The following is a 13,002-nucleotide window of genomic DNA, read 5'->3' on the forward strand; positions in this document are numbered from 1 at the left end:
CGACGTCGCCAAGGCCGAATCCGTCTCCTGGACCGAGCTGGCCGCCGTCACCGGGAAGGCGCTGCAGCTCGCGTACTCGCAGGCGGTGCGGAACCTGCTGGAGTGGGCCGAGCAGGCCTGACCGACCTGTCGCCCCGAACATAAGCGTCGCCCCCGGCCGGGGGGATGGCCGGGGGCGAACGTGGGGGGATCGGTGTGCGAGCACCCGATGTGTCGCTGAGATCCTCGGGAACGGTCGGTGCCGTGGCCCGCTGCCTGGTCGATGCGCTGTCCTGCAATGGAGCCCGCGTTGGCGGGAGGTTCGGGCCAGCCCCGCGCGGCGGGGAGATCAACCAAGCGGGAGCGACGTTACCGCACCCGCGGGGCCGACTCCATGACACAAACGTGACAAGTTGTGCCACATTCCTGGCCAGACGCCGCCGGGGCGGCGGTGCACGGGTGCTCGGCGGCGGCGGACTACGTGATCCGCAGTGCGCGGAGCCGCGGCCGGTAGACGGCCGGATCGGCGAGGACCTCGGCGAAGGTGTCGTTGACGTTGTAGGCCAGCACGAACTGCTCGCCGTCGACCGGGACGAGGGTCGGGTTGTAGGCGTAGCGGCTGCCGCCCGCCTCGGGCGGGTCGTACACCTCGATAGGCCCGGACCAGGGACCGGCGGGGGAGGTCGAGCGGTAGGCCACGATCGGCCACGTCCCGAACGGCGTGGTGGTGTCCGAGGTGACCAGAAGCCAGTCGTCGTGCCGGTCCGGCAGCGGGAGCACGGTGATCTCGTTGGACACGCCGGTCAGCAGCCGGGCCGCCTGCTCGGGGTGCGCGGACCAGCGCCGGTCGGCGGTGCGGTATCGCCAGTCCCGGCCGGGCCCGCGCGCCGGCGCCGTGGCCATCAGCAGGTGCTTGTGTTCGCCCTCGTCGGCGACGCCGTAGATCAGCAGGTCGTCGCCGTGCCGGTGGAGCGCGGCGCCCCATTGCACGCCAGTGCCGTCCTCGAGCGGTGTGCGGTCCAGTACCCGCAGATCGGGCAGCGAGACCTCGGCCAGCACCGTGCGAACCCAGGCAAAGTCCCATTCGGACCGCTCCGGATTCGGCTTGGTTGAGCGGATTTCCTGGCAGAACATCCACAGGCGGTGCTCGTCGGCCGCGAGGTCCGGGTCTTCCAGCGCGTACGCGTCGGACGTCCACAGCCAGCGGGCCAGCCCGTCCTCGCCGCACGGCTGCGTCGGCCGGACCAGCGCGGCCGGGTCGGCCGCGGTTCCCCCGTGCACGGTGCGCAGGTCGCCGTCCAGGTCCTGCACCACCACCGAGTTGCTGATCCACCGATCGCCGGGAAGCCGGGTGTCGGAGAACAGCCAGAGGCGATGCCCGCTGGCCAGCGGGACCGTGTAGGTGGAGTCCCCGCCCATCCATCCCGTCGCGGCGGCGGCGTACTCGGCGAACCGCGTCTCCCAGGAATGCGGGGACGCCTCGACTTGAACGGTCAACGGGCTGACGACATGGTCCATGACGATCATCCTGGCCGCCGTCCACTACGGTCCTGCCTTGTGCTGATCGCGAGCCGGATGGACGAGCTGCCCCCTGACCTGCCACGCACTGTCCACCAGGCGCTCGGGCTCTGCGTGGAGGCGGAGGCCGACGCGCAGGCGCGCAAGCCCTGGGGCACCTTCACCGGCATGGCCATGCGGTTCAAGCAGCGGTTCGGACAGCCGGATCTCGGTTACCAGGCCACGGTTCTGGCGTCCCCGCCCGGCACCTACAATGCCGCGGCGCTGCTGCGGGAGATCATCCGCACGCGCGAACCACAGCCCGTGCCCGGTGTGCACGCGGGAACGGCGTTCCTGGCCGAGGGACTGGACACCTCCGACGAACTGGCCGCGACCTTCCACGACGACCCGCAGGTCCTGCACGACCAGTACCACGACCTGGTGGCGGCCGGGCAAGCACGGCAGTTCCGGATCATGCTGGGGATCATGGTGTCGGGCTGGCGGTTCGTCGTGCGGCGCGAGCGTCACAAGAGCGGCATCGTGATCGAGGTGACCGAGCCGGGCGGCTCCTTGCCGGACGGGCTCGACGCCGCCTTCGTCACCGCCGTCACGGAGCTGGACAGCAGCCTCGCCGCGTTCTGACCCACATCCCCCTCGGAGGTGGGCCCCGACGTCGTGACGTCGAAGCCCACCCCGTGGGGTGGTCCCGGCGGGGAGGCCGGGCTTGGGGGTTTCGTGGACAGAGCCCACGAGGGGAGCTGGCCACGCAGCATCGTCCAGACGATCGCCGGGCCGACCTCGTGCGATCGGAGCGTCCGGCGGGATGCCCCGAACAGGCCGGGTCTCGCGCTCGTAGCCGTGGCGATCAGACACCGAAGTGGTGATCGCGAAACCGACTGTACGCCTGTTTCGGCGAGGGCGAGCCCCTGCCGATCGGGCTCGGCGGGGCACCACGGTCCGGCCGCTCCCTGGACCTGGTCCAGCATCAGTTAGGTTCGCGGAGAACCACCAGTTAGCTACTTTGCGTTACTAGATATTAGGCCATTCGTGTGTAAGATGGCCGCGTTGGCCCTGAAAGTGGTGACTGAGTGTCAGAACCATGCTTAGGGTGCAGGAGCCGGTTCGGGTGGTCCACATCGGACCACAGTGATCGTCGATCACGCGATCCGAGTGCCCCGCGAGGGGTGCTCGCGCGGGGTCGCCGGACACCTGGATCCGGCACAGCAGCGTCCCGGTGGCTGCCCTGGGGAGGGAACAGCACCGAGTACCGGGACCGCGGGCTTCCTCTGGGGGAGGACGTGGAATTTCCCGGTATGCGGGAGGCGATGGCTGCCGTCGTCGCCACCTGAGATGACATCCGGCTCCGGCCGGACGATCGACAGGGGGATTTCAGGTGAGCACTCGCGCAGAGCCTGCCGAGGCCGAACTCGGGGAGCTGAGTTCGGACGAACAGCAGGATGCCGCGCCGGTCGTGTTTCTTCCCGAACCGGGGGCGTGCGCCGGGCGGCTGGACCCAGGTCAGGACCTGGTTCCGGACTGGCTGGCCGACCGGATCGACTTCCACGTGTGGCCCTCGGCCTCGCCCTACGCGGTGTCGGCGCGGGCTCGCACGGTGTGCGAGCACATCGACTACGCGCAGATCTGGCACGAGCATCCGGAGTTGTTCGCCCGGCGCCAGCAGGTCGGGGTTCCGGCGCTGGAGGATCTGTGGGAGGCCAAGCGGCTTCTCGCCGAGCTCGGCACGAGCCTGGCCTTCGACGTCCAGCTCGAGGAGGTCGACGGCGAGCTGGCGCTGGCGGTGTACGGCGCCGGGGTGGTCGGTCGGCTCAGCGACGCCGAGTGGCGTGAGGTCGCCAGCCTGCTGACGACGTGCTGCTCGATGCTGCACGAACCGCGCGAGGACGTCGCGCTGATCGGCCGCCTGGTGCGGCCGGCCAGGCGGCCGGTGGTCGTGGGCAAGCGTGACCTGCCGACTCGGGTGCGGCCGGTGAGCTGGGAGATCGGGGACTGGATCCACACCTGGTGGGGTTGGTCGTTCCACGGCACGTTGGCCAAGGACTGCGGGTGTTCCGCGCACACGCCGGAGGCCGCGGCCGTTCACTTCGGTCCGGGTGTCCGGGCCAGCGCTTGATGACTTCCGTCGGTGCGCGGGTCGAGATCCCATCTGGACCGCGTCGCTGCCCGGCACCGTTCTCGCGTCTGCCCGCGCCCAGCGGGCGGCACGGGACACACGCGGTCCGGCACGCGCACCGACGGTTTCCCTGGGGGAGGAAAGGACAGGCCGCAGCAGCCGAACGTGGTGGGCACCCCAGCACCAGCGACTTCGGCGAAAGCGTGCGGCCGAGCTGGTCCCGCCGTCCGTCGACTTCGGGTGGGCCGAAGCGGCGGACCGGCGGGACCAGCGCCCCAGACCGGGGACAAGGGGGGAGTACGGGTGGGCAGGAACAGGGGAAAACCGTTGCGGCGGCTCGAACTCGGGGCGGCGGCGCTCGCGGCACTCGTGATCGCCGGATGCTCGGGAGGCTCGCCTCCCGCGCCACCTCCGCCGACGTCGAGCACGTCGTCCGCGCCGTCCGAGGTGCCGTTGCCGCCGCCGGACCAGCGAGGACCGGCCATCACGATCGACGGTGAGGCGAACTGGGTCGGCCGCACACCGGGCTGCGTGCTTCTGCGGACCGACAGCGGCCAGGTCTTCCAGCTCACCGGGCAGGCCGTCTCGACGCACCTCGGCGAGGTGCGCACCGGCGCCGCGGCACCCCAGCAGCGAATGCGCGTGACCGGGTACATCCCGGAGGTCGGCGCATCGGTGTGCGGCGCGGTCCGGGCTTTCGTCGTGGAGAAGGTGACCGACGCCGGACACTGAAAAGAATTGAATATCGACCGCCAGTAGCCCGGATTAGCCGTCAAGTCCGGGCGCTGAATCATGCCCGAAGAACGATTTAATAGACCTTCTCCAGAAATGTTTTTCTTGTCACGAAGAATCGGTTGACTTGCCGTCGATCGTGAGGCAGGGTGACGAGTGGCCAGAGCTTAGGCGCTGGTCAGAGGCCAGCAGGGGGACGCTGGCCGCCACCGGGGGATGGCAACAGCAGGACGTGGGGGCATTCCGAGAGGTCTCTCGACCCAGCCTCGACCTGTCTTCGCAAACCCATTTCCGTGCGCACAACAGCGGACGGTCCTTGGTGTTTCGCACGTTGAAAAAGAGAATGATTCGGGGGCTATTTCAATGGCACTTCGACCATCCCGTGTAGCGGGTGTGGTGGCTGGGTGCGCGGCGCTAGTGGCGATCGCGGGCCCGGCAGCGTCGGCACAGGTGTACGCCGGAGCCGGCGGTGATCGCGTCACGGTGGACGGGAGCACGCCCACCTGGGCGACTCCGCAGGCGAAGGTGGGGAAGGCGAACAGCGGCGAGCAGCGCCACATCCAGATCGCCCTGGCACTACGGGATCCGCGCGGCGCCGAAGCGCTGGCCAAGTCGGTCTCCACGCCGGGCTCGCCCAACTACAAGAAGTTCCTCAGCGGCCAGCAGTTCACCGACCGGTTCGCGGCCAGTCAGCAGACGGTGGACAAGGTCAGTGGCTGGCTGCGCTCGCAGGGCCTGCACGTCGACGGCGTGAGTTCCAACCGGCACTTCATCGACGTCACGGCCAACACCGGGCAGCTCGAAGGCGCGTTCCGGGTTTCGCTGGGCAAGTTCAAGCACACGACGCGTGACGGGCGTTCCTTCACCCTGACCGCGCCGGAGTCGCCGATCTCGGTGCCGCGTGAGGTGCGCGGCGCGGTGAACGCGGTGGTCGGGCTCGACGACTCGGAGCGCACGATCACCACGCAGCAGGTCGCGATGCGCGCGCCGAACGGAGCGCTGCCCAAGTCGGACCCCGCGGCCGACGCGGCGGCGGCCGGGGAGAACTGCGCGCGGTACTGGGGCGAGGCCAACAACGCCTCGGTGCCACAGAAGTACGGGGCGGGCAACCAGAGCAACGCCTTGTGCGGCTACACCGCTCCGCAGATGCGCGCCATCTACGGCCTGTCCGCCGGCAACACCGGCGCCGGATCCACGGTCGGCATCGTCGGCGCGTACCACCTCGACTCGATCGTGGCTGACACCAACCGGGCGGCGGCCAAGTTCGGCGCCCCGGCGCTCACGGCAGGCCAGTACAACGCGGTCCTGCCGCCCAGCTACGACAACCAGGACAAGTGCGGGCCTGACTCGTGGGCCGGCGAGCAGGCGCTCGACGTGCAGTCGATTCACGAGATCGCCCCGGCCGCCAAGATCACCTACTACGGCGCGAAGAGCTGCCTCGACCTCTACAACGCGCTGAACAAGGCGGTTGCGGACAACAAGGTCTCGGTCATCTCGAACTCCTGGCTCTACCCCGGCGAGTCGGCGGTCCCGGCCGCCACGCGCGACCAGATGAACTCGATCGCGATCCAGGCCGCGATCCAGGGCCAGGCCATCGTGTTCTGCTCCGGCGACTCCGGCGACAACAGCGCCGTCAACGGCCACGCCGAGGCCACCTATCCGGCGTCCAGCCCGTGGGTGACCGCGGTCGGCGGGACCAGCGTGGCGCTCGACGGCAGCAACAAGGTGAAGTTCTCGACCGGCTGGGAGAGCAGCGGCAACACCCAGAACGGCGGGAGCTGGACTCCCCAGCAGGACAAGGACGGCCGGTTCGCCGGTGGCGCCGGTGGTGGCGTGAGCAGCATCTACGACGCCCCGGACTACCAGAAGGACGTCGTGCCCAGCGCGATCTCCAACGGCAAGCGCGCGATGCCGGACATCTCGGCCCTGGCCGACAGCTACACGGGCATCGGCGTGGGCTTCTCGACCCCGCAGGGCTGGGTCGAGTACTCCTCGGGCGGTACCTCGCTGGCCGCGCCGTTGATCTCGGCCCTGGTCGCCGACGCGCAGCAGGCGCAGAACGTCGAACGGATGGGCTTCCTCAACGACGCGCTCTACGCCATGCGCGGCGGCCCGTCCATCAGCGACGTCAAGCCGGTCCAGGCCGGTGTCTGGACGCCGGTCATGGCCTCCTTCGGCTACGTCACCGTTCCGAACGCGCAGGGCAGCTACCTCGTCGACTTCGACACGAAGCCGCAGAGCCTGCAGTCCGCGACCGGCTGGGACCTGGTGACCGGCATCGGCACGCCGACCGCCGGGTTCGTCACGGCACTGGGCAAGTGAGCCGGGTGAGGTGCCCCGCCGGGCCGCTCGGGAGCGTGCCCGACGCGGGTCACCTCACCTCGTCCCATCACCGGATTCGACCAGAGGAGGACCGTCGTGGCTGACGACGGCCGGCACGACGAAGAGCCCGAGACCACGCCGGTGCCCGACTCGCCGGGCGGGGCCACGCGCGAACAGCTCGCGCCCCCGGCCGGGACTCGAGGAAGCAGGTTCGGTCTCGCGTTCGCCGGAGTGGTGCTGGCCGCCGTCGCCGCGATCGTGGGCGTGGTGGTTGTGTCGACCACGCCCACGCCCTCCTCGGCGAGTTCGGCCGCGACCGCCACGGACACGACCGGGCAGGGGCAGGCCGCGCTCGGCGCGCAGCAGCCCGACCCGGTGGTCGCGCCGCTGCCGGTCAGCGACGCCGATCTCGCCGCTTTGCCACAGGCCACCACCTTCGGCACGGTGGCGAACGCGCCGCACGACGACAATCCGGCCGCGGCGCCGTCCGGGCGGCTCGTGCACCCGTCCGCAACGGTGCCGGTCTACCTCGCGCCCGGCGACAAGGCGATCGCCGCGCTGCCCGCGCTGCAACTGCAGAGCGACACGTGGCTGCCGGTGATCGAGGAGCAGACCGGCTGGGTCCGGGTGCTGTTGCCGACCAGGCCCGGCGGCTCGACCGGGTGGCTGTACCTGGACGACCCGCGCGTCAGCGTGGCCCGCACGACCTACCGGATCGTGGTCGACCGGGCCGCATTCACGCTCACGCTGTTCGACGGCGACCGGCAGGTCAACCGTTGGACGGTCGGCGTCGGCAAGCCGAACTCTGTTACACCGCAAGGCCGAACGTTCGTGATGGCGTCCATTAAGGACACTCATCCGACGTTCTCACCGATCATCCTGCCGCTGGGTACGCACAGCGACACCTACACCAGCTATGGCGGCGGTCCGGGAACGGTCGGCATCCACACCTGGCCCAGCCAGGACGTGTACGGCAAGCCGTCCAGCGACGGCTGCATCCGGGTGCCTCCAGACGCACTCGGGGTTCTCAGCACACAGGTCCCGATCGGGACCCCGGTGCTGATCAGTTGAAACACACCATCGGCCCATCAACGGGGCCACAGGAAATAGGGGGATTCGTGGTCCGCACACGAAATCGAGTTCAGACCACGCTGACGGCCGCCGCGCTCGGCGCGACGCTCGCCAGCGGGGTGACGCTGGCCGTGCTGCTTGGGGGCAGCCCGGCCGCGGCGCAGGGGGAGACCTCCAGCGCGTTCGGCGTCTCGGCCAGCGGCGTCGATCCGGTGGGAGCGCAGCCGTCGGTGAGCTCGTCGGGCGAGGTGAAGACCGCGTCGGGCAGCGTGAGCGGCAAGGCCGGAACCTTCACGGCCAGCGGCATCACCGTCAAGGCCGGCGCGGGGATCGCGGAGGCATCGGTCGCCAAGGTGACCGTCGGGGGAGTGTCGATCGGCCCGGTCAGCGCGAAGTGCAACAACGGTGTCACCACCTACTCCGGTGGCGGCCCGGCCGCTCCGTCGTCGAACGTCAAGGTCTCCTACGGCGGCGGTGCGGGCGCGGTGATCACCGTCGTCGGCGCCGGGGGCAAGGCGGCCGAGACGATCACGGTGGCGGTGGCCAAGTGCGGCAAGGGAACGCCGCCCACGACCAACCCGCCCACCAACCCGCCGACCGGTCAGCCCACCAACCCGCCGACCGGCAAGCCGACGGGGAGCAACCCGACGACCAAGCCGACCGGCACCAACCCGAACACCAAGCCCGAGCAGCCGGCTCCCAAGCCGCAGCCGCACGACGGGCATCACCCCGTCACCGGCTGACGGCCCGAGGACCGTCTGCTCCTCCAGCGGCCCGCCCTTCGGCTCCCCCGAGGGCGGGTCGCGCCCGTCAACAGGGAACTTCCGCCATGTCCTCCACCACGCTCGTCTCGCACACCTCCGGCACACCGCCGGATCGTGACCCCGCCATCGACCCTCCGCGCCACGGCTCCGCCGTCGCCCTGGCGGTCGCGCTGGCCGGATCGACGCTGCTGCACGGCTTGTGCGCCGCGCACATCGCCTCGGTGCTGCCCGCGATCCAGGCCGCCTTTCCCGGAACGCAGACCACCTGGGTTGGTGCGGCGTTCTTCCTCGCCGCCGCGGTCGCCGCGCCCCTGGGCGGCAGGATCGCCGATCTGCTGGGCGCCCGTCGCGTCGCCGTCGGCGGGCTGCTGCTGATCACCGTCGCCTCGGTGGCGGCGGGGCTCGCGCCGAGCCTGCCCGCGCTGGTCGCCGCGCGCTGCGTCCTGGGCATTGGCTGCGCGGTGCAGTTCCCGGCCGCGCTGGCCATCCTGCGGCAGGCCCGCGTCCTGCGGGCGCCGATGGTGCTCGGCGCGATCGCGCTGTCCAACGAAATCTCCTTCACCACGGCGCCGAGCATCAGCAGCGTGCTGAGCCAGTTCGGCGGCTGGCGCACCGCGCTGGCGGCGCCCGCCGTCCTGGCGGTGCTCGCCCTGGCGTTCCTGCTCTGGCGGGTCCCGGCGCAGGCCGCGCCGTGGCCGGGGGCCAGGCGGCTGTGGACGGTGCTGGATCTGCCGGGCATCGCGGTGAGCTCCACCGCGATGATCGTGCTGCTGGTGTGGCTGATATCGCTGCCGGTCACGGTGCGCTGGTCGCTGCTGGCCGTCCTGCCGGTGCTGGTCGGGCTCGCCTGGGTCTGGGAACGGGGTTTCGCCCCGGCGCCGTTCCTGCCGGTCGGGCTGTTCGCGCATCCGAACCTGGTGCTCACCGTGATCCGGCACGGCCTGTACTTCACCGCCTTCTACGTCTTGTTCTACGCTCTGCCGTCCTGGCTGTCCGGCCGTGGCCTGTCCGCGCTGCAGGTCGCGCTTGTGCTGGCCGCCCTGCCGCTGGTCGCGATCCTCACGCGGGTGATCACGCCGAGCGTCGAGCGGATCGGCGCCCGCTGGGCCCTGCTGGTCGGCGGCGCGGGCCTCGCCGTCGCCGCGGGCGCCGCGATGCTGGTCGGCGGCGACGGCCCGCTAGTCGCGGCGGTCGTGATCGTCGCCCTGCTCGGCGTGCCGACCGGGCTGGTGAACAACGCCAACCAGTTCGTCCTCTACACCTCCGCGCCCGCCGCGACCACCGGCACGATCAGCGGGATCTACCGCTCGGTGCAGTTCCTCGCCGGCGGCCTGGCGGCGGCGCTGACCCAGATCATCGGCGGACCGCAGGGCGTGCAGCACCTGGCGATCGTGGCCGGGATCGGGGCGCTGCTGCTGATCGCGGCCAGCACCACCGGCACCGGCCCGGCACGCGGACCGCGCGTGCTGACCGCGGTCGCCGAACCGGGGGGACGGCCATGAGCGCCACGACAGCAAACACGCAGAAGACGAACACCCTGACCGCGCGGCTGGTGCAGGTCGCTCTCGGCACGACGCTCATGGGCGTGAGCCTGGCGCTGGTCGTGCGGTCGCGCCTCGGGCTTCTCCCGCTCGACGTCCTGCACTCCGCGATCGCCGCCCGCACCGGCTGGTCCCTCGGCTCAGCCATCATCGTCACCCAGGCCGTGCTGCTCGCGCTGTGGATTCCGCTGCGGATCCGGCCGGGCGCCGGGACGATCGCGGGGGTCGTGCTGCCCGGCGTCGCCTGCGACGTCGTCCTGTCCGTCCTGCCGGACTCGACCGGCCTGCTGGTGCGCGTGGCGCTGCTGGCCTCCGGGGGAGTCGGATTCGCCGTCGGCGTGGCGCTCTACCTGGGTGCCGAGCTGGGCTCCATTCCCCGCGACGGGCTGATCCTGTTCCTGCACCGACGACGCGGGTACCGGCTGTCCACGGTCCGGGTGCTCATGGACCTCGGCTGTCTGGCGGCCGGATGGCTGATGCTCGGCCCGGTCACGGCGCTGCAGCAGGGCGCGGTCGGGATGGGCAGCGTGCTGCTCGCGATCGGGCTCGGCCCGTCGATCGCGCGGCTGCTTCCCTCGGTGACCCTGGCCGACGTCTCGTCCACGCCGCCGGTCGCCAGCCGCAACGGCCAGCGGCGGCGCGACCGGGAGCAGTCCCTGCGGCGGCATCTGCAGGTCCTGGTCTACAGCTCGTTCCGGCACGCCCAGGGCAGCCAGGCCACCCAGATCCACTTCATCCAGAGCGACATCCGACTGCTGCACGAGCAGGGCGTGCCGTTCGACCCGGCCGCCGGGGACGCGCTCATCGAGCACGTCCGCCACCTGCGGCTACCCAGCGGTCACGTCGAGGTCCCCGACGAGCAGCTCGTCCGCGCGCAGTTCGAGTTCTGGGCCCAGACCCTGTGGGACATCGCCTGCTCCGTCTACCACGACGACCCCCGGCTGCTGCCCGACCGCGGCCGACTCGAGGAACGCGCGGTGGCCGTGGGCGGCACCAAGCAGATGAGCAGCTTTACCGACACCGAGATGGCCTCCGTCGCCGCGGCCCTGGACACCTATCGCGCCCCCGGCGCCGTCGGGCTCAGCGGCACCGACGTCGTGAACACGCTGTTCGTGCCGAGCCTGCTCGATGTCGAGCTCCGCTTCCAGGGCATGGGGGACAAGTACCCGAGCAGGCCTCGCACCGACGGCGGGGACGTGCACGAATCCCGGCTGCGCGGCCACTGCGAACGCGCCCTGCTGCGCTACCGGCAAGGAAGGCCCGACACGACGAACCGCATCTACCTCACGGTCTGCCAGCGTCTGGACGGGCTGTCCGGTCTCGACGCGGCCGAGGACCCCGTGGCCACGCGCTACCGGGAACTGGTCGCCGCCTACAACCGGTGCCATCCCGGCGGCGAGGTCGCCGAACTGCACGTACCGGTCACCGTGTTTCCCCGGAATGCGGAGGCGCGGTGAGCCGGGATGACCCTCAGCCACGTCGTGCAGGTCGGTGGTTCGGTCCTGCTGCTGATCGCGTTCGTGTTCTTCCTCGCCGGGTGGCTGAAGCCGAAGGCGATGCCCTACCTCGTGCTCAACACGGCCGGGTCCACCGTGCTGGCGCTCAACGCGGTGGCCGAGCAGCAACCGGGGATCGTGCTGCTGGAAGGCACCTGGGCGCTCGCCTCCCTGGCCGGTCTGACCCGCGAACTGGTTCGCGGGCTGCGGCAGCGACGCCGGCGGGATGTGTCCGCCGTGCCTGACGAGCACGCCGTCGCGCCCGAGGAGACGTTCTGCGTGTGGTGGGAACCGCCCGAGATCGTGGGTGAGGACGAGTTCCCGGACGGCATGTGGGTCGTCGCCGAGCAGAACGACCCCGCCGAGCCGCCGATCTACGGCGACGCGCTGGTCGACGGCCCGATCGACGCGACCGTCGACTGGCTGGCCGCGCGGTGCGGCTGCCCGGCCGCCGCGTTCACCCGCGAGAAGGACTTCGACATCGGGCTGTACGCGCGGCGCCCCGACGGCTCGATGGACTACGACCGCGTCGAGCGCTGGATCGCCTGCCGCCGGTACACCGTCGCGGCCGTCGTGGACCGGATGGCCGGCGCGCACCTCGCGGCCGACGACGACGCGGTCACCCCAGCGGCCGGAGTCGAATCATGAGCCGCACCAACGGATTGCGCCGCGCGGCGCTCGTCCTGGCCACGCTGTTGCTCGTCCCGACGGCCGCGAGCTGCGGGCACCGCGACGTCCCCGGCCCGCAGAGGCTGCGGGTGCAGGTGCTCGACCGGATCCCGCACGATCCGGCCGCGTTCACCGAGGGGCTGACGCTCGTGGACGGGCTCGGCGGCACGCTGTATGAGTCCACCGGGCTAGCGGGGCATTCCTCGGTTCGCACGCTGGATCCGCGCACCGGAGCCGTGCGGCACCGCGTCGACGTCGACGCGGTCTTCGGGGAGGGCATCGCCGTCACCAGCGAGCGGCTGTTCCAGCTCACCTGGCAGGACCACATGGTGATCGAGCGCGATCCCGTGACACTGCGCGAGCGTCGCCGCTTCCCGCTCGCCGCGGCGGCCGAGGGCTGGGGCGCCTGCTTCGACGGCGCCCGGATCCTGACCAGCGACGGCACCGCCCGGTTGACCGTGCGCGACCCGGACACCTTCGCCCCGCGCGGGCAGATCGACGTCCACGACGCCGCCGGTGCGGTGAACGGGCTCAACGAGCTCGACTGCGCGGGGGACGGGCCGGTCTGGGCCAACGTCTTCCCCACCGACCGGCTGGTGCGCATCGACGTCGGCAGCGGGCTCGTCACCGGCGAGGCCGACCTCGGCGACCTGCACCGTCAAGCCGGACTGGACGACCCGGACGCCGTGCCCAACGGCATCGCGGTCATCCCTCACACCGACACCGCCCTGGTCACCGGCAAGAGGTGGCCGCAGATCCTGCTCGTGCGGCTGAGCCCGGAGCAGCCATGAACGGGCGGA

11 protein-coding genes are annotated in these 13,002 nt (G+C 71.2%); 10 read left to right on the top strand and 1 reads right to left on the bottom strand.

Features of this window, described 5'->3' with window-relative positions:
* Positions 1–456: 456 nt before the first annotated feature.
* On the bottom strand, positions 457–1,497 hold the full coding sequence (locus C503_RS0134805) for a hypothetical protein (protein ID WP_156893721.1): 1,041 nt from the start codon (positions 1,495–1,497) through the stop codon (positions 457–459).
* A gap of 39 nt (positions 1,498–1,536) precedes the next feature.
* Here C503_RS0134805 and C503_RS0134810 point away from each other — a divergent pair, with 39 nt between their 5' ends.
* The 10 genes from C503_RS0134810 (at position 1,537) to C503_RS0134855 (ending at position 12,993) form a co-directional block, all read left to right on the top strand.
* The gene (locus tag C503_RS0134810; RefSeq protein WP_018686840.1) at positions 1,537–2,118 is read left to right on the top strand and encodes a hypothetical protein; all 582 of its coding nucleotides are present in this window, start codon (positions 1,537–1,539) and stop codon (positions 2,116–2,118) included.
* Between the two features lie 751 nt (positions 2,119–2,869).
* A complete protein-coding gene (locus tag C503_RS0134815) occupies positions 2,870–3,607 on the top strand; it encodes a hypothetical protein (RefSeq protein WP_018686841.1) in 738 nt (245 codons plus the stop codon).
* A 303-nt stretch (positions 3,608–3,910) separates the two neighbouring features.
* Positions 3,911–4,339, top strand: a complete 429-nt coding sequence (locus tag C503_RS0134820) for a hypothetical protein (RefSeq protein WP_156893722.1) — start codon at positions 3,911–3,913, stop codon at positions 4,337–4,339.
* 450 nt (positions 4,340–4,789) lie between these two features.
* Entirely contained in the window at positions 4,790–6,661 is a 1,872-nt protein-coding gene (locus tag C503_RS0134825) for a S53 family peptidase (protein WP_245572662.1), read from the top strand.
* A 96-nt stretch (positions 6,662–6,757) separates the two neighbouring features.
* Positions 6,758–7,732, top strand: a complete 975-nt coding sequence (locus tag C503_RS0134830) for a L,D-transpeptidase (RefSeq protein WP_018686844.1) — start codon at positions 6,758–6,760, stop codon at positions 7,730–7,732.
* Positions 7,733–7,779: 47 nt separating this feature from the next.
* Positions 7,780–8,475 (top strand): hypothetical protein, encoded by a 696-nt coding sequence (locus C503_RS42045; protein WP_018686845.1) that lies wholly within the window; start codon positions 7,780–7,782, stop codon positions 8,473–8,475.
* A gap of 86 nt (positions 8,476–8,561) precedes the next feature.
* Complete coding sequence (locus tag C503_RS0134840) at positions 8,562–9,998, top strand: MFS transporter (RefSeq protein WP_018686846.1); 1,437 nt, start codon at positions 8,562–8,564, stop codon at positions 9,996–9,998.
* On the top strand, positions 9,995–11,494 hold the full coding sequence (locus C503_RS43915) for a YczE/YyaS/YitT family protein (protein WP_018686847.1): 1,500 nt from the start codon (positions 9,995–9,997) through the stop codon (positions 11,492–11,494). Before C503_RS0134840 ends, C503_RS43915 begins: the two co-directional genes overlap by 4 nt.
* 6 nt (positions 11,495–11,500) lie before the next feature.
* Positions 11,501–12,181, top strand: coding sequence for a CBU_0592 family membrane protein (locus C503_RS47510; protein ID WP_018686848.1), 681 nt, complete (start codon positions 11,501–11,503; stop codon positions 12,179–12,181).
* Positions 12,178–12,993, top strand: coding sequence for a glutaminyl-peptide cyclotransferase (locus C503_RS0134855; protein ID WP_018686849.1), 816 nt, complete (start codon positions 12,178–12,180; stop codon positions 12,991–12,993). Before C503_RS47510 ends, C503_RS0134855 begins: the two co-directional genes overlap by 4 nt.
* Positions 12,994–13,002: the final 9 nt, after the last annotated feature.

Origin of the sequence: Actinokineospora enzanensis DSM 44649, assembly GCF_000374445.1 — a bacterium.
GTDB lineage: Bacteria > Actinomycetota > Actinomycetes > Mycobacteriales > Pseudonocardiaceae > Actinokineospora > Actinokineospora enzanensis.

Bases quoted from the DNA above. Each gene is read 5' to 3' on its own strand.
- C503_RS0134805 (WP_156893721.1), bottom strand. From the start codon at position 1,497: ATGGACCATGTCGTCAGCCCGTTGACCGTTCAAGTCGAGGCGTCCCCG.
- C503_RS0134840 (WP_018686846.1), top strand. From the start codon at position 8,562: ATGTCCTCCACCACGCTCGTCTCGCACACCTCCGGCACACCGCCGGAT.
- C503_RS43915 (WP_018686847.1), top strand. From the start codon at position 9,995: ATGAGCGCCACGACAGCAAACACGCAGAAGACGAACACCCTGACCGCG.
- C503_RS47510 (WP_018686848.1), top strand. From the start codon at position 11,501: ATGACCCTCAGCCACGTCGTGCAGGTCGGTGGTTCGGTCCTGCTGCTG.
- C503_RS0134855 (WP_018686849.1), top strand. From the start codon at position 12,178: ATGAGCCGCACCAACGGATTGCGCCGCGCGGCGCTCGTCCTGGCCACG.